Annotated in this window: 21 protein-coding genes and 1 riboswitch; of the genes, 14 read left to right on the top strand and 7 right to left on the bottom strand. The window is 60.1% G+C overall.

Annotated elements, in window-relative coordinates; all coding sequences use genetic code 11:
- Nucleotides 1-398: 398 nt before the first annotated feature.
- Nucleotides 399-2,015, top strand: a complete 1,617-nt coding sequence (gene nadB, locus ACZ89R_RS24925) for an L-aspartate oxidase (protein WP_008074472.1) — start codon at nt 399-401, stop codon at nt 2,013-2,015.
- On the opposite strand, the gene ACZ89R_RS24920 is transcribed toward nadB, so the two are convergent.
- A complete protein-coding gene (locus ACZ89R_RS24920; protein WP_429547766.1) occupies nt 1,984-2,436 on the bottom strand; it encodes a protein YgfX in 453 nt (150 codons plus the stop codon). The genes nadB and ACZ89R_RS24920 overlap by 32 nt on opposite strands.
- The gene (locus ACZ89R_RS24915) at nt 2,420-2,674 is read right to left on the bottom strand and encodes an FAD assembly factor SdhE (protein WP_007898624.1); all 255 of its coding nucleotides are present in this window, start codon (nt 2,672-2,674) and stop codon (nt 2,420-2,422) included. Before ACZ89R_RS24915 ends, ACZ89R_RS24920 begins: the two co-directional genes overlap by 17 nt.
- Nucleotides 2,675-2,822: 148 nt before the next feature.
- Here ACZ89R_RS24915 and ygfZ point away from each other — a divergent pair, with 148 nt between their 5' ends.
- Nucleotides 2,823-3,764, top strand: coding sequence for a CAF17-like 4Fe-4S cluster assembly/insertion protein YgfZ (gene ygfZ, locus ACZ89R_RS24910; protein WP_429547767.1), 942 nt, complete (start codon nt 2,823-2,825; stop codon nt 3,762-3,764).
- A 35-nt stretch (nt 3,765-3,799) separates the two neighbouring features.
- Complete coding sequence (locus tag ACZ89R_RS24905) at nt 3,800-4,621, top strand: HDOD domain-containing protein (protein ID WP_192344357.1); 822 nt, start codon at nt 3,800-3,802, stop codon at nt 4,619-4,621.
- A 157-nt stretch (nt 4,622-4,778) separates the two neighbouring features.
- Here ACZ89R_RS24905 and ACZ89R_RS24900 read toward each other — a convergent pair whose 3' ends face one another.
- Both ACZ89R_RS24900 and ACZ89R_RS24895 read right to left on the bottom strand, forming a co-directional pair.
- Entirely contained in the window at nt 4,779-6,167 is a 1,389-nt protein-coding gene (locus ACZ89R_RS24900; protein ID WP_429547768.1) for a sensor histidine kinase, read from the bottom strand.
- Nucleotides 6,160-6,831 (bottom strand): response regulator, encoded by a 672-nt coding sequence (locus ACZ89R_RS24895; RefSeq protein ID WP_007898613.1) that lies wholly within the window; start codon nt 6,829-6,831, stop codon nt 6,160-6,162. Before ACZ89R_RS24895 ends, ACZ89R_RS24900 begins: the two co-directional genes overlap by 8 nt.
- 234 nt (nt 6,832-7,065) lie before the next feature.
- On the opposite strand from ACZ89R_RS24895, the gene ACZ89R_RS24890 reads away from it, so the two are divergent.
- The 5 genes from ACZ89R_RS24890 to ACZ89R_RS24870 all read left to right on the top strand — a co-directional run bounded on the left by ACZ89R_RS24890 (nt 7,066) and on the right by ACZ89R_RS24870 (nt 12,487).
- On the top strand, nt 7,066-8,358 hold the full coding sequence (locus ACZ89R_RS24890; protein WP_429547769.1) for an OprD family porin: 1,293 nt from the start codon (nt 7,066-7,068) through the stop codon (nt 8,356-8,358).
- 85 nt (nt 8,359-8,443) lie between these two features.
- A complete protein-coding gene (locus ACZ89R_RS24885; RefSeq protein ID WP_429547770.1) occupies nt 8,444-9,421 on the top strand; it encodes a Bug family tripartite tricarboxylate transporter substrate binding protein in 978 nt (325 codons plus the stop codon).
- A 58-nt stretch (nt 9,422-9,479) separates the two neighbouring features.
- Nucleotides 9,480-9,938 carry a tripartite tricarboxylate transporter TctB family protein gene (locus ACZ89R_RS24880; protein WP_429547771.1) on the top strand — a complete coding sequence of 153 codons (459 nt, stop codon included), beginning with the start codon at nt 9,480-9,482 and terminating at the stop codon, nt 9,936-9,938.
- A gap of 1 nt (nt 9,939) precedes the next feature.
- Entirely contained in the window at nt 9,940-11,454 is a 1,515-nt protein-coding gene (locus ACZ89R_RS24875; protein WP_192344354.1) for a tripartite tricarboxylate transporter permease, read from the top strand.
- On the top strand, nt 11,447-12,487 hold the full coding sequence (locus tag ACZ89R_RS24870) for an AbrB family transcriptional regulator (RefSeq protein ID WP_429547772.1): 1,041 nt from the start codon (nt 11,447-11,449) through the stop codon (nt 12,485-12,487). Before ACZ89R_RS24875 ends, ACZ89R_RS24870 begins: the two co-directional genes overlap by 8 nt.
- 23 nt (nt 12,488-12,510) lie before the next feature.
- Here ACZ89R_RS24870 and ung read toward each other — a convergent pair whose 3' ends face one another.
- A complete protein-coding gene (gene ung, locus ACZ89R_RS24865; RefSeq protein ID WP_008074486.1) occupies nt 12,511-13,203 on the bottom strand; it encodes a uracil-DNA glycosylase in 693 nt (230 codons plus the stop codon).
- Nucleotides 13,204-13,335: 132 nt separating this feature from the next.
- On the opposite strand from ung, the gene ACZ89R_RS24860 reads away from it, so the two are divergent.
- A complete protein-coding gene (locus ACZ89R_RS24860) occupies nt 13,336-14,448 on the top strand; it encodes an enoyl-CoA hydratase/isomerase family protein (RefSeq protein ID WP_429547773.1) in 1,113 nt (370 codons plus the stop codon).
- Between the two features lie 53 nt (nt 14,449-14,501).
- Here ACZ89R_RS24860 and ACZ89R_RS24855 read toward each other — a convergent pair whose 3' ends face one another.
- Together ACZ89R_RS24855 and ACZ89R_RS24850 are read right to left on the bottom strand one after the other, a co-directional pair.
- Nucleotides 14,502-14,981, bottom strand: coding sequence for a hypothetical protein (locus ACZ89R_RS24855; RefSeq protein ID WP_429547774.1), 480 nt, complete (start codon nt 14,979-14,981; stop codon nt 14,502-14,504).
- 214 nt (nt 14,982-15,195) lie between these two features.
- A complete protein-coding gene (locus ACZ89R_RS24850) occupies nt 15,196-15,435 on the bottom strand; it encodes a hypothetical protein (protein WP_429547775.1) in 240 nt (79 codons plus the stop codon).
- Nucleotides 15,436-15,718: 283 nt separating this feature from the next.
- Nucleotides 15,719-15,819: riboswitch (guanidine-I (ykkC/yxkD leader) on the top strand.
- 62 nt (nt 15,820-15,881) lie between these two features.
- Here ACZ89R_RS24850 and ACZ89R_RS24845 point away from each other — a divergent pair.
- Genes ACZ89R_RS24845 through ACZ89R_RS24825 form a run of 5 tightly spaced genes read left to right on the top strand, consistent with a single transcriptional unit; the run spans nt 15,882 to nt 19,970 of the window.
- On the top strand, nt 15,882-16,949 hold the full coding sequence (locus ACZ89R_RS24845; RefSeq protein WP_429547776.1) for a putative urea ABC transporter substrate-binding protein: 1,068 nt from the start codon (nt 15,882-15,884) through the stop codon (nt 16,947-16,949).
- 17 nt (nt 16,950-16,966) lie between these two features.
- A complete protein-coding gene (locus ACZ89R_RS24840; protein WP_401173138.1) occupies nt 16,967-17,782 on the top strand; it encodes an ABC transporter permease in 816 nt (271 codons plus the stop codon).
- Nucleotides 17,779-18,567, top strand: a complete 789-nt coding sequence (locus ACZ89R_RS24835) for an ABC transporter ATP-binding protein (RefSeq protein ID WP_123499112.1) — start codon at nt 17,779-17,781, stop codon at nt 18,565-18,567. Before ACZ89R_RS24840 ends, ACZ89R_RS24835 begins: the two co-directional genes overlap by 4 nt.
- 12 nt (nt 18,568-18,579) lie before the next feature.
- Nucleotides 18,580-19,305, top strand: coding sequence for an urea amidolyase associated protein UAAP1 (locus ACZ89R_RS24830; RefSeq protein WP_429547777.1), 726 nt, complete (start codon nt 18,580-18,582; stop codon nt 19,303-19,305).
- Between the two features lie 11 nt (nt 19,306-19,316).
- Nucleotides 19,317-19,970: an urea amidolyase associated protein UAAP2 gene (locus ACZ89R_RS24825; protein ID WP_429547778.1), complete on the top strand. Its 654-nt coding sequence runs from the start codon at nt 19,317-19,319 to the stop codon at nt 19,968-19,970.
- Nucleotides 19,971-20,158: the final 188 nt, after the last annotated feature.

Below are 20,158 nucleotides of genomic sequence, written 5' to 3'. Positions count from 1 at the left end.
GCGCGAATAATCTTGTCATCGGATTCATCAGCAAGGACCCAATCGCAAGTCCTGCACCGAAGCCGACGCTGTCCCTTGTTTCAGGCAACCGTCTATTGATCTTGGGCCTTTGGCAAAAGTTCCATATTTATAGCTGCCCTAAACCGACATTGTGCAACCGTGAAGAGAAAAAGACTGTTAAATCCGCGATACAGTCCTCTTGTCGCCGAAGCCATCAAAAAAACTTCCGACGAAGTGTCCAGCCTTTTCCGTCACAGTAGTTTCACAATGCCATGCTGGCCCGGCTATTGTGCCGCTCCCCCCCTCTATATACTAGTGGGCTGTGTGGCTGTCTTGACTCGCCGATCCAGCTGTCTTGCGCCAACCCCGTCCCGGGTCGCTTTGAGCGGAATCCTGAAATGAGCCAACAGTTTCAACACGATGTTCTGGTAATTGGCAGCGGTGCTGCCGGCTTGAGCCTTGCGCTGACCTTGCCCGGTCATTTGCGCATCGCCGTATTGAGCAAAGGCGACCTCGCCAATGGCTCAACCTTCTGGGCCCAGGGTGGTGTCGCTGCCGTTCTGGATGACACCGACACTGTCGAGTCCCATGTCGATGACACCCTCAACGCCGGTGGTGGCCTGTGCCATGAAGATGCCGTGCGCTTTACGGTCGAGCACAGCAGAGAGGCGATTCAATGGCTGATCGACCAAGGCGTGCCCTTTACCCGCGATGAACAGTCCGGCACCGAAGATGGTGGTTTCGAGTTTCACCTGACCCGCGAAGGCGGTCACAGCCATCGGCGCATCATCCACGCAGCTGACGCAACGGGCGCAGCGATCTTCAGAACCCTGCTCGATCAGGCCAAGCAGCGCCCCAACATCGAACTGCTGGAGCAGCGGGTCGCGGTCGACCTGATTACCGAAAAGCGCCTGGGCCTTGAAGGCGACCGTTGCCTCGGCGCCTATGTGCTTAACCGCGGCACCGGTGAAGTCGACACCTACGGCGCACGCTTCGTGATCCTTGCCTCGGGCGGCGCGGCAAAAGTCTACCTCTATACCAGCAACCCCGACGGTGCTTGCGGTGATGGCATCGCCATGGCCTGGCGTTCGGGCTGTCGGGTGGCGAACCTGGAATTCAACCAGTTCCACCCCACCTGCCTTTATCATCCACAAGCCAAGAGTTTCCTGATCACCGAAGCCCTGCGCGGCGAAGGCGGCCATCTGAAGCTGCCCAATGGCGAACGCTTCATGCAGCGTTTCGACCCACGGGCCGAGCTGGCACCAAGGGACATCGTCGCCCGCGCAATCGACCATGAGATGAAGCGCTTGGGTATCGACTGCGTCTATCTGGATATCAGCCACAAACCCGAAGATTTCATCAAGACGCATTTCCCGACGGTTTATGAACGCTGCCTGGAATTTTCCATCGACATCACCAAGCAACCGATCCCGGTGGTACCGGCGGCGCACTACACCTGCGGCGGCGTGATGGTCGATCAGCGGGGCCGCACCGATGTGCCGGGCCTGTATGCGATTGGCGAAACCAGCTTCACCGGCCTGCATGGCGCCAACCGCATGGCCAGCAACTCGCTGCTGGAGTGTTTCGTTTACGCTCGTTCGGCGGCGGCGGATATTCTTGAGCAGTTGCCAGAAGTATCGATTCCAACCGCCCTGCCCGTTTGGGATGCGAGCCAGGTCACCGATTCGGACGAAGACGTGATCATTGCGCACAACTGGGATGAACTGCGGCGATTCATGTGGGACTACGTCGGTATCGTGCGCACCAACAAGCGCCTGCAACGGGCCCAGCACCGGGTGCAACTGTTGCTGGACGAAATCGACGAGTTCTACAGCAACTATAAGGTCAGCCGGGATTTGATCGAGCTGCGCAACCTTGCTCAAGTAGCAGACCTGATGATCCGGTCAGCCATGGAGCGCAAGGAAAGTCGCGGCCTGCATTACACCCTCGACTATCCGAACATGTTGCCGGTCGCCCTGGACACTATTCTGGTGCCGCCCACCTACGCCGACTGAACTTGAGCCGAACCCGCAGGCGTCGGTGCACATCCGCCGCCTGCGAATCGCGCGGCACACAGATCGCCCTGATCCGTCGCTCATCGCGCAGACGAAAACGCAGCACCACAATCAATGGCAACGCCAGACTGTCCGGCCGCAGCTGCACGGGCTGCCAACCTACCGCCTGATTCCACAACTGCCAACCATCGGCATTGCGACGCAAGCCGCGAAACGCCTGAGGGTGTGTCAGCAAAATCTGTCGCGGCAATGCCCAAACGCCATGAGCCAGGCAGCAAAAAACGCCGAGCAAACTGGCCCAGACCGGCATGGAAAGAAGAAACAACGAACCCAGCGCGAAAAGCTGGGCCAGAAGATACGCCGCCAGCAACTGCCGTGAGGCATGCCAGCGGCATTCGAACGCGTTACTTGGGCTGGACACGATCCAGGATCATGCGAACCATGCGCTGAAGCTCCGGATCTTCCGATTCGGCACGTTCCATGAACCAGCCGAACATGTCCTGATCTTCGCATTCGAGCAGCCTGACGTAGCAGGCGCGATCGACCTCGTTGAGGTGCGGGTAAACTTCCTTCACAAACGGCACCAGCAACACGTCAAGCTCAAGCATGCCACGGCGGCTGTGCCAGTAGAGGCGATTCAGTTCAACATCTTCGACCATGGAGCGCTCCTCAAATAGGCGGCAAGTATACAGCCCCGGGCCCGCTCGAACAGTCGGCGTTGGTCGCCCCCATCGATCCTTTGTGAACTACCCATTTCATGGGCGCCCCCTTATGATGTCCCTCGGACTCTTTACCCTGCGATGACCCATGGCCGATTCTGCTTTTTTCTGCACCCTGTCTCACGAAGGCGTTCTCGCGGTACGCGGCGCGGATGCCGGCAAATTCCTGCAAGGCCAATTGACTTGCAACCTTAATTACCTGAGTGACACCCAGGCCAGCCTTGGCGCGCGCTGCACGCAGAAAGGCCGGATGCAGTCGAGTTTCCGCATTCTGCTCGAAGGCGACGGTGTGCTCATGGCGATGGCCAGCGAACTGCTGGAGCCGCAACTGGCGGACCTGAAAAAGTACGCGGTGTTCTCCAAATCGAAACTGACTGATGAAAGCGCCCTTTGGGTTCGCTTTGGCCTTGAGCATGGCGATGCAGCATTGGCCAGCCTGGGCCTGGAACTACCGGCAGAAACCGACAGCGTTGTGCGCAATGACGGCCTGATCGCCCTTCGCGTCTCGCCGGATCGCGCTGAACTCTGGGTTCGCGCCGATCAGGCCGACGCCATCAAGGGCAAGCTGTCCGCTCTGTTGGCCGAAGGTGAATTGAACCAATGGCTGCTGGGCCAGATCCGCGCCGGGATCGGCCAGGTCATGCCGAGCACCCGTGAGCTGTTCATCCCGCAGATGCTCAATCTGCAAGCCGTCGGTGGTGTGAGCTTCAAGAAAGGCTGCTACACCGGCCAGGAAATCGTCGCGCGCATGCAATACCTGGGCAAACTCAAGCGCCGTCTGTATCGCCTGCAGCTGGAAGCCAGCGAATTGCCGCAGCCCGGTACCCAACTGTTCTCCCCGACCCACGGCAGTTCGATCGGTGAAGTGGTACTGGCCGCCCGCGCCGGGCAAAACATTGAACTCCTTGCCGTGCTGCAAGCCGAAGCGGCAGAAGATGGCAACCTGCACCTTGGCGCACTCGAAGGTCCGGGCCTGCATCTGCTCGACCTGCCTTACCACCTGGATCGCGATCGCGAAATCCAGCGTTAATAGCAGCACTTGTCGCAATACCCTAGAGAAAAGAAATGAGCGAGCTGGCGGATAAGGTCCAACAGGATTTGGTTGAGGCCATCGATAACGATGACCTGGTTCTGCCAACGTTACCGGAAGTGGCCCTGCAGATTCGCAAGGCCGCCGAAGACCCGGAAATCAGTGTCAGCACATTGAGCAAAGTGATTGGCCGCGATACCGCGCTGTCGGCGCGCCTGATCAAAGTGGTCAATAGCCCGTTGCTGCGCGCGACCCAGGAAGTGACTGATCTGCACACGGCCATCACCCGGCTGGGCGTCAATTACAGCAGCAACCTGGCCATCGGCCTGGTGATGGAACAGATCTTCAATGCCCGTTCCGAAGTGGTGGAACAGAAAATGCGCGAAGTCTGGCGCAAGAGCCTGGAGATCGCCGGCGTCAGCTATGCGCTGTGCCGCAATTACACCCAGCTGAAGCCTGATCAGGCCGCGCTCGGCGGGCTCGTGCATCAGATTGGTGTACTGCCGATCCTGACCTACGCCGAAGATCACTATGAATTGCTGTCTGACCCGGTCAGCCTCAACCATGTGATCGACCGGATTCATCCGCTGCTCGGCGATAAATTGCTCAGGGTCTGGGAGTTTCCGGAAATGCTGGTGCAATTGCCGGGGCTGTATCTGGATTTCAAGCGGCAATCGGAGCGGGTCGACTATGTCGATCTGGTGCAAGTGGCCAGCCTGTATTGCCACAAGGACACCGATCATCCACTGGCCCGTATCGACCCCTTCAGCGTGCCAGCCTTCAAGAAGCTGGGGATCGATCCGGAGAACGAGGCGATGTGCAGGGATCTGGAAGAGTCGCGGTCGATGTTTTATTGATTGTGAACGAGTAACTGTGGCGAGGGAGCTTGCTCCCGCTCGGCTGCGCAGCAGTCGTAATCCAGACAACACGGTTTAACTGAAATACTGTGGCGTATGGTTTTGGGACTGCTTCGCAGCCCAGCGGGAGCAAGCTCCCTCGCCACAGGTCCTGTGTTCACTCTCCCGCGATAAAACTCACCCGCACCTTCAACCCCGCCTGCTCGCCATCGTGCAGGCTGATCTGCGCCAGGTGGGCGCGGCAGATCTCGCCGACGATGGCCAATCCAAGTCCCGATCCGGCCACCTGCTCGTTACGCCGATAAAAACGCTCGAACACCCGATCCCGCTCTTCAAGGGGAATTCCCGGGCCATCGTCCTCAACCTCCAGCACCGCCGGTGCCATGACCCGCAAGATCACATTGCCGCCCGGTGGCGTGTGGGCCAGTGCGTTGTCCACCAGGTTGCTCAACAATTCATTCAACAGCGTCGGCTCGCCGCGCAGCCACACCGGCTCGTCGGCTTCCAGCGCCAGCGCCACGCCACGTGCATGGGCCAACGGCGCCATGGCCATGCCCAGCTCACGGGCCAACTGACTGAGGTCGAGCAACTGCGCACCGCCCTCGGCGATTGCCCGGGCGCCATTCTCGACCCGAGCCAGCGAGAGTAATTGATTGGCCAGATGGGTCAGGCGATCCGTGCCCTGGGCGGCGGTTTCCAGGGTGCTGCGCCAGGTTTCGGGTTCGTTCGACCGCAAGCCCAGTTCGAGCCGTGCCTTGAGCGCCGCCAACGGGGTACGCAATTCATGAGCGGCATCGGCGATGAACTGCGCCTGACGCTCGAACTGTCCGCGCAAACGTTCGGTAAAGTGATTGAGCGCACGCACCAGCGGCCCCAGCTCGTGCTGCACTTCCACCAACGGCAAGGGCCGCAAGTCATCGGGCTGACGCTCTTCCACCGCCGTGCGCAAGCGCTCCAGCGGGCGTAGCGCCGCACTGACCGCAAACCACACCATCAGCAATGCACCGATCGCCAACATACCCAGACGCAACAACGTATCGGCCATCAGGCTGCGAGCCATGCGGACCCGCGCTTCATCGGTTTCCGCCACGCGAATTTCCGCCATGCCGTTCATGTTCGGCTCGCTGACCGCTTTGAGCAGGCTGACGACTCGCACGTTCTGCCCTTGATAAGTGGCGTTATAGAAACGCGCCAGCGCCGGATAATCATCGGTACGCGGCGTTCCCGGTGGCGGCGGTGGCAGGTTTTCGTAGCCCGAGATCAGCTTCTGGTTGATGTCGTTGACCAGGTAAAAAATTCGCCCGGCGCTGTCGTAGGCGAACGTATCGAGGGCCACGTAAGGCACGTTGGCGCTGAGGCTGCCATCGCGCTGGGACAGGCCGGCGGCGATGGTCCGCGCCGAGGCCAGCAAGGTCCGGTCATAAGCGGTGTCGGCGGCTTCGCGACCATTCCAGTACGCGCTCAAACCACTGGCGAGCATCAACACCACCAACAGCAGCGCGAGGTTCCACAGCAGCCGCCAGCGCAGGCTGCTGAGCTTATGCATCGCGGCTTTCCAGCAGGTAGCCAAGGCCGCGGAAGGTCACGATAGCTACCGGCTGACCGTCGAGTTTCTTGCGCAAGCGGTGAACGTAGATTTCGATGGCATCGGGACTGGCCTCCTCGTCCAGACCGAAGACCTGGGCGGCCAGTTGCTCCTTGCTCATCACCCGACCGGGACGGGCGATCAGGGCCTCGAGCACCGCCTGCTCGCGGGAGGTCAAGGTCAGCAATTCTTCGCCGAGGGTGAAGCGCCGGGTGTCCAGATCATAGGCCAGCACGCCACAACGCTGCTGACGTTCACCGCCGAGCACACTGCGGCGCAGCAAGGCTTTGACCCGGGCTTCGAGCTCTGTCAGCTCGAAGGGTTTGGCCAGGTAATCGTCAGCCCCAAGGTTCAGGCCGTGAACCCGATCCTTGACGTCGCTGCGGGCGGTCAGCATCAGCACCGGCAGGTTCTTGCCCCGGGCCCGCAAGCGCGCCAGCACTTCAAAGCCATCCATGCGCGGCAGGCCGACATCGAGGATCGCCACCGCGTATTCCTCGCTGCTCAAGGCCAGGTCGGCCGCCACACCGTCGTGCAACACATCCACGGTCAACCCGGTGCTCTTGAGCGCCTGAGCGACACTTTCGGCAAGCTGCAGATGGTCTTCAACGAGCAGAACACGCATGGATCTTTACCTCATTCAGGGATGGTCGACGCCATTCTTTGGCGCGGAGTTTACAGCCGCATCCGTCGCTGTGAAGCCCGAAAACCGTGAAAGTCAGCTGAAAGGTTAGCGAAAGGTTGGCCGGTTAGAGTCCAGCCACGGACAGTTTCGACTGCCGTTGCTAGTGCCCATAGCAGTACGAGAAACGCCTCGAAGCGTTTTCGCCAATAAGAACAATAAACGGAGTACGTCACCATGCTGTCCATGCAGCTTCAGGCTCGCCCGCCTGTTCGTTTTTCCCGCCTCAGCCACACCGCCCTTGCCAGTGCCGCCGCCCTCGCCGGCTTTTCGCCGTTGAGCCAGGCTGCCTTCTTCGAAGACAGTACGGCAACCTTCGAAACCCGCAACATGTATTTCAACCGCGACTTTCGCGACGGCACCAGCGCCCAGCAATCCAAGCGGGACGAATGGGCTCAGGGGTTCATGCTCAATCTGCAATCGGGTTACACCGACGGCACCGTGGGGTTCGGTGTCGATGCGCTGGGCATGCTGGGGGTAAAACTCGATTCAAGTCCGGATCGCACTGGAACCGGTCTGTTGCCGACCCATGACGACGGGCGCGCGGCGGATGAATATTCCAAGCTCGGCCTGACCGGCAAAATGAAAATCTCCGCCACGGAACTGAAAATCGGCAGCCTGATTCCAGAATTGCCGATTCTCAAAGCCAACGACGGGCGCATTCTGCCGCAGACCTTTGAAGGCGGCCTGTTGACCTCCAAAGAGATCAAGAACCTGACCTTCAGCGGCGGGCGTCTGGAGAAAGCCAAGGACCGCGACAGCACCGATTTCGAGGACATCGCCCTCAACAACAAGAACAGCCGTTTCGCCGGCACCGTGGCCGGCAAGCACTTTGATTTTGGCGGCGTGGATTACAAGTTCACGGACAAGATCACCGGCAGCTACCACTTCGCCCAACTCGATGAAGTCTACAATCAGCACTTCCTCGGCGTGGTCGCCTCGCAACCGTTCGGCCCCGGCACGTTCGGCACTGATCTGCGATTGGCCATCAGTGACGACGAGGGCGCGGCCCGGGGCGGCAAGATCGACAACCAATCCCTGAACGGTCTGGTGAGCTATGCCTTGAGCGGGCATAAATTCAGCGCCGGTTATCAGCACATGTCCGGTGACAGTGCCTTCCCCTACGTCGATGGCAGCGATCCGTACCTGGTCAACTTCGTGCAGATCAATGATTTTGCCGGCGCCGAAGAACGTTCCTGGCAGGCACGTTACGACTATGACTTCGCCAAACTCGGCATTCCCGGCCTGAGCTTCATGAGCCGTTACCTGAGCGGCGACAACATCAAGCTCAAGAACGGTGACGAAGGCAAAGAGTGGGAGCGCAACACCGAGATCAAATACGTCGTACAAAGCGGCGCTTTGAAAGATGTTGCCGTCCGTCTGCGCAATGCCACTTACCGCTCCAACTACTCCGCTCGCGATGCCGACGAAGTGCGTCTGCTGGTGAGCTATAGCGTTGCCCTTTGGTAATTGATTGAAACGCCGAAGCCAAAAAAGATCGCAGCCTTCGGCAGCTCCTACACATCCATACAACAAAAAATCTGTGGAGAATCCAATGAATTTGTCACTGCGTAAAGTTGCTCTGGCCGCTGGCGCCATGTTGTTCGCCGGCCAATTGATGGCGGAACCCAAACGCCCGGAATGCATCGCCCCGGCATCGCCAGGCGGCGGTTTCGACCTGACCTGTAAACTGGCGCAAAGCGCGCTGGTGAATGAAAAACTGCTGACCAAACCGATGCGCGTGACCTACATGCCCGGCGGTGTCGGCGCGGTGGCGTACAACGCGGTGGTCGCTCAGCGTCCCGCCGATGCCGGCACGCTGGTGGCGTGGTCCAGCGGTTCGCTGCTGAACCTGGCACAAGGCAAGTTCGGTCGTTTCGATGAAACCAACGTTCGTTGGCTGGCCGCTGTTGGCACAAGCTATGGCGCCATCGCGGTGAAAAGCGATTCGCCTTACAAGACCCTGGACGATCTGGTTCAGGCGCTGAAGAAAGATCCGGGCAAAGTGGTAATCGGTTCCGGCGGCACCGTCGGCAGCCAGGACTGGATGCAAACCGCACTGATCGCCAAGGCCGCCGGAATCAACCCGCGCGACCTGCGTTACGTCGCCCTCGAAGGCGGTGGTGAAATCGCCACCGCCCTGCTCGGTGGCCACATCCAGGTCGGCAGCACCGACATCTCCGACTCCATGCCACACATTCAGAGCGGCGACATGCGTCTGCTCGCGGTGTTCTCCGAGAAGCGTCTGGACGAGCCGGAAATGAAAGACATTCCGACCGCTAAAGAGCAGGGCTACGACATCGTCTGGCCGGTGGTTCGCGGCTTCTACCTCGGGCCAAAAGTCAGCGACGAAGACTACGCCTGGTGGAAAGACGCCTTCGACAAACTGCTGGCCTCCGAGGACTTCGCCAAGCTGCGCGATCAGCGTGAACTGTTCCCGTTCGCCATGACCGGCCCGGAGCTGGACACCTACGTGAAGAAGCAGGTCGCGGACTACAAAGTGCTGGCCAAAGAGTTCGGCCTGATCCAGTGATCGCCTCTGTCTAGCGGTCACGACCCCGGATCTCGGGGTCGTGACCCAGGAGTTCCTCATGCTCATACAACGCATTTTCGCTTCGGTGCTGTTGCTGGCCTGTATCGGCCTGGCCCTGATGGCGTGGCCGTATCAAGCGGCTTTTTCCTACGAACCGGTCGGGCCTCGGGCCTTCCCTCTGTTGATGCTCGGCCTGATGGGCCTGGCTTTGCTGTACATGGTGTTTCGACCGGCGCCGATCGTGCACAGCGACGATGACCCGAAACTGGACCGCGAAACCCTGATCAAAATCGGCATTTGCGTGCTGCTGTTGCTGGTGTTCGCCGGGACCTTCGAACCTCTTGGTTTCATCGCCGCCAGCATTCTGATCGGGATCCCGATGGCACGCCTGTATGGCGGCCGCTGGCTGCCCAGTGCGGTGATCATCAGCCTGATGGCCATCGGTCTTTATCTGCTGTTCGACAAGTTGATGGACGTGCCACTGCCGCTGGGCGTGCTCGACGTTCTGGAGAACTGATATGGATACTCTAGGCTATTTGGGTCAGGGCTTCGGCGTCGCGCTGACCCCATACAATCTCGTGACCGCGCTGTGCGGCACCCTGATCGGTACCGTCGTCGGTCTGTTGCCGGGGCTGGGCCCAATCAATGGCGTGGCGTTGCTGATTCCGATCGCATTCGCCCTCGGCCTGCCACCGGAGTCGGCGTTGATCCTGTTGGCGGCGGTGTACCTGGGTTGCGAGTATGGCGGCCGGATCAGCTCGATCCTGCTGAACATTCCGGGCGAAGCCTCCACCGTGATGACCACCCTCGACGGTTATCCGATGGCCCGCAAAGGCCTGGCCGGTGTAGCGCTGTCGCTGTCGGCGTGGAGCTCGTTCATCGGTGCATTCATTGCGACGTGCGGCATGGTGCTGTTCGCCCCGCTGCTGGCGAAATGGGCGATTGCCTTCGGACCGGCGGAGTATTTCGTGCTGATGGTGTTTGCGATTGTCTGTCTCGGCGGCATGGCCGGCGACCGACCGCTCAAGACCTTCATTGCAGCGCTGATCGGTCTGTTTCTGTCCAGCGTCGGGATCGACGCCAACAGCGGCGTATACCGTTTCACCGGGGATAACATTCACCTGACGGACGGCATTCAGTTTGTCGTGCTGGTATTGGGCCTGTTCTCCATCAGCGAAATCCTCCTGCTGCTGGAAAAAACCCACCGCGGCCAGGAAGCGGTGAAAGCCACCGGGCGCATGATGTTCAACTTCAAGGAAGCCTCGGCGGTGTTCGTGGTGAACATCCGTTGCGGTTTGCTAGGCTTCATCATGGGTGTGTTGCCGGGTGCCGGTGCGACATTGGCCAGCGCTGTGGCCTACATGACCGAGAAACGTATTGCCGGCGCCAAGGGCACGTTCGGACAAGGCGATATGCGTGGCCTCGCGGCCCCGGAAACCGCCATCGGCGGCGCCGCCTGCGGTGCACTGGTGCCGATGCTGACCCTCGGCGTTCCGGGTTCGGGCACCACGGCGGTGATGATCGGCGCGCTGTCGCTGTACAACATCACCCCTGGCCCGCTGTTGTTCCAGCAGCAACCGGACATCGTCTGGGGGCTGATCGCGTCGTTGTTCGTCGCCAACGTGATGCTGGTGATCCTCAACATTCCGATGATCCGCATCTTTACCCGCATTCTCGCCGTGCCAAACTGGGCGCTGGTGCCGGTGATCGCGATCATCACCGGGATCGGTGTCTACGCGGTGCATGCCACCACGTTCGACCTGTTCCTGATGATCGGCATCGGCATCTTCGGCTACATCCTGCGCAAGCTGGACTTCCCGTTGTCGCCGGTACTGCTGGGTTTCATCCTTGGAGGTCTGATGGAGCAAAACCTGCGTCGCGCCCTGTCGATTTCCAACGGTGCGCTGGAAATCCTCTGGTCGAGCCCGATCACATTCGGTTGCTGGGTGTTGACTGCAATCATGTTGCTGATGCCGCTGCTGCGTATCTGGCGCAAACGTTCGGTCGCCCGGCGCGCTATCGCCGATGTCTGATCGCACCCCGTTCAAAAGCTGGTGGGGAACACCGCTAGTCGGTCTGCTGGGCGGTTACCTCGCCAGCCAGATCGGCTGGCCGCTTCCGTGGATGGTCGGCTCGTTGCTGGCGATCATCCTGGTGCGCTGCCTGACTCCCTGGCAATTGGCGGAAATCCCGGGCGGGCGCAAGTGCGGCCAGTGGATCGTCGGCATCGGCATCGGCCTGCACTTCACCCCGGTGGTGATGGAGCAGGTGTTGAGCCACTTTGGTCTGATCTTCTTCGGTGCGTTGGTCACCAGCCTGTCCGCGGTGGTCGGGGTCTGGTTGATGCGGCGTACCGGGGAAGATCGCGCCACCGCATTCTTTTCCAGCATGCCCGGTGGCTCCGGCGAAATGGTCAACCTCGGCGCCCGCAATGGCGCGGTGCTCAGTCGGGTTGCGGCGGGGCAGAGTTTGCGGGTGTTGGTGGTGGTGCTGTGTGTGCCGGCGGCCTTCAAGTATCTGTTGGGCGACGGTGCGCCGGTCTTGCATCCAACGACCGTCAACGGGTGGTGGCTGGCCATTCTGTTTCCGGCGGGCGCCCTTGCCGCCTGGATCTGGGAGCGGCTGCGACAACCCAATCCCTGGCTGTTCGGACCGTTGCTGGTGACTGCGACGGTGAGCATTGCCTGGGACCTGCACATCGGTCTGCCCAATGGCGGCAGTCAGATTGGCCAGTGGCTGATTGGCAGCGGGTTGGGGTGTCACTTCAATCGGCAGTTCTTCCGGCGGGCACCGTCGTTCATGGGCCGAACCCTGCTTGGCACGGTGTTGACCATGTTGATCGCAACTCTGGCGGCATTGGGTTTGAGTGCGCTGACTCAGCTGGATCTGCGTTCGCTGACCTTGGGCATGATGCCTGGTGGAATTGCCGAAATGAGCCTGACGGCGGAGACACTGCAATTGTCGGTACCGTTGGTGACGGCGATGCAGGTGATGCGGCTGTTGTTTGTATTGTTTCTGGCGGAGCCGTTGTTTCGGTATTGGAACCGGGAACCGGATTCTCCCTGACATGAGCCCCCTCGCCACAATCTTCAGACCGACGGCAATCGCCACTCGATCGGCGTCTCGCCATTCTGTTCCAGAAACTTGTTCGCCCGGCTGAAGTGCCCGCAGCCAAGGAAGCCGCGATAGGCGGACAGCGGCGACGGATGGACCGAGGTCAGCACCAGGTGTTTGGTGGCGTCGATGAGCTTCTGCTTGCTCTGGGCATGCGCGCCCCACAGCAGGAATACCAGATGTGGCTGATGCTCGCTGACCACTTCAATAATCCGGTCGGTAAAATATTGCCAGCCCTTGCCCGCATGGGCGTTGGCATTCGCGCGCTCCACGGTCATGGTGGTGTTGAGCATCAACACGCCCTGCTCTGCCCAACTCTGCAGGTAGCCATGATTGGGAATGTCGATGTTCAGGTCGCGCTTCAATTCTTTATAGATGTTCACCAGCGATGGCGGCGCCGGTACGCCCGGTTGCACCGAGAAGCACAACCCATGGGCCTGGCCCGGGCCGTGGTAAGGGTCTTGGCCGAGAATGACCACTTTGACCTTGTCCAGCGGCGTGGAATTGAGCGCGTTGAAGATCATTGGTCCGGGAGGATAGATCTCTTTGCCCGCCGCGCGCTCCTGTTGCAGGAAGGTGCGCAACTCTGCCATGTAAGGCTGGTCGAATTCGGCACGCAGTGCCTCCTTCCAGCTCGGTTCGAGTTTGATACGGTCGTCAGCAGTCATGGTTACATCCGGCAAAAACAATGGGGCGAACCCTAGGAAAGCCCATCACGCTTGTCAATTGATCTGATGCAGATCCGGCACTTTCCTATAGAGCGATCATACTAAACGCTCAATTTACCGATCGAGGTCACGATGAATCTGCACTTCGAAGAACTCACCGGCACCGACGGCGCACGCATCGGCATCGCCAGCCTGGATGCCGAAAAGTCCCTCAACGCCCTCTCCTTGCCGATGATCAACGCCCTGCGCGATCAACTGGACGCCTGGGCCAAGGAGCCACAGATCGTTTGCGTGCTGCTGCGCGGCAATGGCACCAAAGCTTTTTGCGCCGGCGGGGAAGTACGCAGCCTGGTGGAGGCATGTCGCGCCCTTCCCGGCGAAGTGCCGCCCTTGGCTGCACACTTCTTTGCGGCAGAATATCGCCTCGACTTCAACCTGCACACCTACCCGAAACCGCTGATCTGCTGGGGTCATGGTTACGTGCTGGGCGGTGGCATGGGGCTGCTGCAAGGGGCGAGCATTCGGATCGTCACGCCAAGCAGCCGGCTGGCGATGCCGGAGATCGGCATCGGCTTGTACCCGGACGTCGGCGCCAGTTGGTTTCTGTCACGGTTGCCCGGCAAGCTCGGATTGTTTCTCGGCCTGACCGGCGCCCAGATAAACGGTCGCGATGCGATCGATCTGGACCTCGCTGACCGCTTCCTGCGCGATGATCAACAGCATGAGTTGATCGAAGGTTTGCTGCAATTGAACTGGCAGGAACAGACAGCCATGCAGCTCAACAGCCTGCTCAAGGCCTTGCAGCAGGAAGCGATCACGCAGCTGCCCGAGGCGCAGTGGTTGCCTCGACGCGAGCTGATCGACGAACTGCTGGATGTCAGCGACGTTCGTTGTGCCTGGAAAGCCATCAGTGCGCTGCGCGATCATTCCGACCCGCTGCTCGGTCGTGCCGCCAAAACCATGACTGAAGGCTCACCCCTGACCGCTCATCTGGTGTGGGAACAGATCGTTCGCGCCCGGCATCTATCGTTGGCTCAAGTCTTTCAGATGGAATACACCATGAGCCTCAACTGCTGCCGTCATCCGGAGTTCAGCGAAGGCGTACGAGCGCGGTTGATCGACAAGGACCAGAAACCTCGCTGGCACTGGCCGGATATCAATACTGTGCCGGAGGCGGCGGTGGAGGCGCATTTCCATAAGGTCTGGGAAGGCCGGCATCCTCTGGCTGACTTGTCGGAGTACTGAATTTCGAGCACAAAAAAAAGCGGCGCTTCATGCGCCGCTTTTTTATTGAGTGTTTACCAGCGATTGCTTCGGCCATCGTGATCGCCACCACGGTGATCGCTCCTATGGCCCCTTTCGCCACGATGATCCGACCTGCTGTGGCCTCGATAGTCATCACCCCGACCGCTGCGGTGACGGCCATCCCAGCCCCTACGGTCATGACGGTCCCATCCACGATTCTGATAGACCCGGTAGTCTGCTCGTGGCGCCGGCTGGTAATAGCGCGGGGCCGGTTGATAAACCCGCGGCTGGTGATAGTAACGCGGCGATGGCTGGTAATACCGTGCAGGCGGTGAGTAATACCTGCGCGGGGCCGAGTAGTAACGGCCGTCGGAGTAATAAGACCCGCCACCGGAGTAATACGGCGCTGGGGACGTGTAAACCTCGGAATGGTAGTAGCTGTCTCCTCCGTCGGAATAGGGTACGCACGCACCAAGAAACAATCCCAATAGAGCAATCAGCAGAATTTGGTGGAGCTTTTTTTGACAGAGCATGGCGGCCTCCTGGACCGCGAGTGAGCCTCACCAGCGACGCTGGCAGGCGACAGTCAATTGTTCACAACTGTCGAAAGATCAGACAGTGAATTCGGAATCTGGTGCGTTCCTGTAACACGTTGAAACAAGTAGCCGATGAAAGGTTTTTCATCTTTCCCATAAGAAAAACGGCGCATCCGGGAACCCAGACGCGCCGCTGCATTCATGATGCTGATCAACGGTGCCCGCGATAGTGTCCGCCGCGATGGTAATGACGGGGACCACTGAAATAATAGTAACGATAGCCGCCGTAAAAACGCGGGCCGCCGTAGTAGTAAGGTGAGTAGTAATAGCCAGGATAGTAATAGGGTGTCGGATAAATATCGGCGCCACCTGCATAGTAGTAACAGCCGGACAGGCCCAAACCAAAAAACATGCTGAGCAACATTTGGCGGAGCTTTTTTTGACAAAACATGGAGGCCTCCTGAAAGACCTGCTACAGCAGTCGACTGACACCTGTTTTGACTTTCAAACCTGCACCGAGTGCCAAACGGTATCGGCCTTCAGATCAGCGGCCAGCCCGTCCATCTACGGTGCACGGTTGCGCGCCAACGCACCATGACAAGGCAAGGCGCACGCCCCCTTTATCCGCCCTCTTCCCTGCATGCCCCAACCCAGAGGGCTCAAGCCGACTTGGCACGGCTCTCGCTTAACCAAAGGCGTGCAGGAGTCATCACAGGTTCGCGGCACCACAATTTGCAATGGCTGACTAGGGTTCCGGCTCGCTTAGGCGAGTGGCTGGTCCGAGAGTTGGCGACCTCCAGTTGAGGTTACACGGCGGGACAAAAGCCCGGGAGACAAGCCACCGTTCGCGGTGCCGCTGCCTTCCTGTCCGCCCTTGATCAACTGGAGAACCATCCCATGTCCCGACTTCGTTTACCCGCCCTGTTCGCCGCGGCCTTTGCAGCCCTCGTGAGCGTCTCGTCCCAAGCCGCACAGAAAGACCATTTCAGCGTCTGCTGGACTATTTATGCCGGCTGGATGCCCTGGGAATATGCAGGCAGCCAAGGCATCGTCGACAAATGGGCGAAAAAGTACGGCATCAAAATCGATGTGGTGCAGCTCAACGATTACGTCGAATCCATCAACCAATACACCGCCGGCCAGTTTGACGGCTGCACCATGACCAACATGGATGCGCTGACCATTCCGGCTGCCGGTGGCGTCGACAGCACGGCGCTGATCGTCAGCGACTTCTCCAATGGCAACGACGGTATCGTGCTCAAAGGCGAAGGCAAGAAAGTCGCCGACCTCAAGGGTATGGACGTCAATCTGGTGGAACTCTCGGTGTCCCACTACCTATTGGCCCGGGCACTCGATTCGGTGGACCTCACCGAGAAAGACCTGAAAGTGGTCAACACCTCCGATGCCGACATCTCGGCCGCCTTCAACACCGCCCAGGTCAACGCCGTCACCACCTGGAACCCGATGCTCTCGGACATCAAGGCCAAGCCCGGCGTGACTGAAGTCTTCAACTCCAGCCAGGTTCCCGGCGAAATCATGGACATGATGGTGGTCAACAGCGCCACCCTCAAAGACAACCCGGCCTTGGGCAAAGCGCTGACCGGCGCCTGGTTTGAAGTGGTGGAATTGATGAACGCCAAAAACGCCGCCAGCAAAGCCGCTCTCGAACACATGGCCAAAGCCTCGGGCACCGACCTGGCCGGTTTCCAGGCGCAACTCGACACCACCAAACTGTTCGCCACACCAAAAGAAGCGTTGGAATTCGCCACCAGCAAGCAACTGCCCGACACCATGCGCAAGGTCGCCGAGTTCTCCTTTCAGCACGGCTTGCTGGGTGAAGGCGCCAAGGACACCAGTGCCATCGGCATGGCCTTCGCCAATGGCGTGACCAGCGGCGACAAGACCAACCTCAAGCTGCGCTTCGACCCGAGCTACGTGCAGATGGCTGCCGACTCCACGTTGTAACAACGGAGGTCTAGGCCATGCGCCTGATCAATCGCCACCCGGATCGCCCGAGTCGCCTGCTGTTGGTGATCCTGCCGTTCGCCCTGGTGTTGTTTGCCTACTTCATGGGCTCGGCCGATCGGCTGATGGACAACCCCAACGACAAACTGCTGCCCAGTGCCGTGCAGATGACCGACGCCGTGAAACGCCTGGCCTTCACCGCCGACACCCGCACCGGTGAATACCTGCTCTGGCAAGACAGCGCCGCCAGCCTGCGACGGCTGGCCATCGGCCTCGGCATCAGTGCATTGGCCGGGCTGTGCCTGGGCATCGCCGCCGGAACCCTGCCGCTGTTCGGCGCACCTTTGTCGCCGGTACTCACCGTGCTGTCGATGGTGCCGCCACTGGCGATCCTGCCGATTCTGTTCATCGTGTTCGGGCTGGGGGAGTTGTCGAAAGTGATGCTGATCGTGATCGGTATCACCCCGTGCCTGGCCCGGGACCTGGAACAGCGCGCCCGGGAAATTCCCGTCGAGTTGCTGATCAAGGCGCAGACGCTTGGCGCTTCGACCTGGACCTTGATGCTGCGCGTGGTGCTGCCGCAATTGTTGCCGCGCCTGTTGATCTCGCTGCGACTGATGCTGGGTTCGGCGTGGTTGTTCCTGATCGCTGCCGAAGCCATCGCCTCCACCGATGGTCTCGGCTACCGGATTTTCCTGGTGCGCCGCTACCTGGCGATGGACGTGATCCTGCCTTATGTCGTGTGGATTACCCTGCTTGCCTGGCTGATGGACTGGGGCCTGAAACGCCTGACCCAGCGTGCTTTTCCTTGGTATGAAGGAGCGCGGGTATGAGCTTCATCACGGTGAAAAACGTCTGGCAGCAATACGCCGATCAGGTAGTGCTCGAAGGTCTGAACCTCAACGTCAACGAGGGCGAGTTCTGCACCTTGGTCGGTGCGTCAGGTTGCGGTAAGTCGACTTTCCTGCGGCTATTGCTGGGCCAGGAACGGGCCAGTCGCGGCGAAATTCTGCTCGACGGCCAGGCCCTGGCCAGCGAACCGGATGCCAGCCGCGGCGTGGTATTCCAGCGCTACTCGGTGTTCCCGCACTTGAGCGTGCTGGACAACGTCGCCATTGGCCTCGAACTGCCGCGCTCGCCCCTGCTGGGGCGGTTGTTCGGCAGCGCCAAACGCGAGGCGCGGGAACAGGCTTCGGTGCTGCTGCACAAAGTCGGCCTCGGTCACTCGCTGGACAAATATCCGGCGCAGCTCTCCGGCGGTATGCAGCAACGGCTGGCAATCGCCCAGGCGCTGATCATGAAGCCGCGCGTGCTGTTGCTCGACGAACCCTTCGGCGCGCTCGATCCGGGCATCCGCAAGGACATGCACGGCTTGCTGCTGGAACTGTGGCGCGAGACCCAGCTGACAGTGTTCATGGTCACCCATGACCTGTCCGAAGGTTTCAGCCTCGGCACCCGTTTGCTGGTGTTCGACAAGGTCCGCATCGATCCGCACGCCCCCGGCGCCTATGGTGCACGCATCACCTACGACATCCCTTTGAACAGCGACCGCCGCGCCAATCGCGCCGCCGTCGACGCCCTGCCGGCTCCGTTGGCAGGTTCGCTTCGCATCGCTTAGAGGAATCTACACATGACTGATTCGACCCAGCTGTTCCCGCCCTTCGCCGAAGAAATGCTCCCTGGCGGCGGCCATCGTTCCTTCGTTCTGAAACGCGGCCAATTGCTGCGCCTGACCGACCTGCGCGGCGGTGCCAATGTCAGCCTGACGCTACTCAACGCCAACGAAAAAACCGAACGCCTGAACTTGCCCGACAGCCTCAAATGCCAACACACCGCCAAGCTCACCACTGGCCATTGCCTGTACTCGGACATGGGCCGCGTATTGGCGGCAATCACTGCCGACACCTGCGGCTGGAGCGACAGCCTCGGCGGCGTGCTGTGCGCTGAAGAGGTCGCGCAAAAGTACGGCGCGGGCCGCTATCAGGAACTGCGCAATGGCTTCTTCCGCAACGGCACCGACAACCTGTTGGTGGAACTGGGCAAGTGGGGTTTGGGCCTGTCCGATCTGTTGATGACCCTCAACCTGTTCAGCCGTGTGAACGTCGATGAGGCCGGGCATTTCCACTTCGTCGAAGGCCATTCCAAGGCCGGTGATTACATCGAATTGTACGCGCCGATGGACACCCTGGTGGTGCTCACCGCGCTGCAACATCCGATGGATCCGGCGCCTGAGTACGCACCCAAACCGCTGAAGCTCAGCTGGATGAACGCCGATGCGAGTGTCGCCGAACACTGCCGCACCTCGCGCCCGGAAAACGAGCGCGGCTTCATCAACACCGACCGTCTGTTCGCCTGAGGATCGCTGCCATGTCACTTGCTATCGCCACCGCTGCCGTTACTACAAACAGGCAACCAGAAACCGCGATCTACCGCGCCACCATCCCCGCCGGCGAACCCTGGCTGATGGAGGTCAAGGCCGGCCAGACCTTGCGCATCCTCGACCTGGAAGGCAATCAGGCCGTCGACACGTTGTTCTACAGCCTCGCCAATCCCAAGGAGCGCTATGACGTACAGCGCACGTTGTGTCGGCAGAACAGCGTCTACCTGAGCACCGGCAGCGTGCTCTATTCCAACCTCGGCAAACCGATGCTGACCATCGTCGCCGACACTTGCGGGCGTCACGACACCCTCGGCGGTGCCTGCGCCCAAGAGAGTAACACCGTGCGTTACGCACTGGAGAAACGCTACATGCACAGTTGCCGCGACAACTACCTGCGCGCCTGTGCCCACGATGGTCGGCTGGGCAAGGGAGACATCGGGCCGAACATCAACTTCTTCATGAACGTGCCGGTGACGGCCGACGGTGGCCTGACCTTCGAAGACGGGATTTCGGCGCCGGGCAAATACGTCGATCTGCGGGCCGAGATGGACGTGATCGTGCTGATCTCCAACTGCCCGCAACTGAACAACCCATGCAACGCCTACAACCCGACGCCTGCGGAGCTATTGGTATGGAACTGAAAATTTCGCGCTTGCGGCGGTGGTTGTTTGCCCTCTGCCAGAGCCGTTCCGGGCAGTGCATTAAATGAGCAACCCTGTAGGAGCTGCCGAAGGCTGCGATCTTTTGATCTTGCTTGTGATCTTCATCGATGCCCAAAAAATCAAGATCAAAAGATCGCAGCCTTCGGCAGCTCCTACAGGGATCGAGT

The sequence above is a fragment of the Pseudomonas sp. TE3728 genome (genome assembly GCF_056279145.1).
Note: the sequence above shows the minus strand (reverse complement) of the source record. Positions and strands in the feature narration are given on the sequence as shown.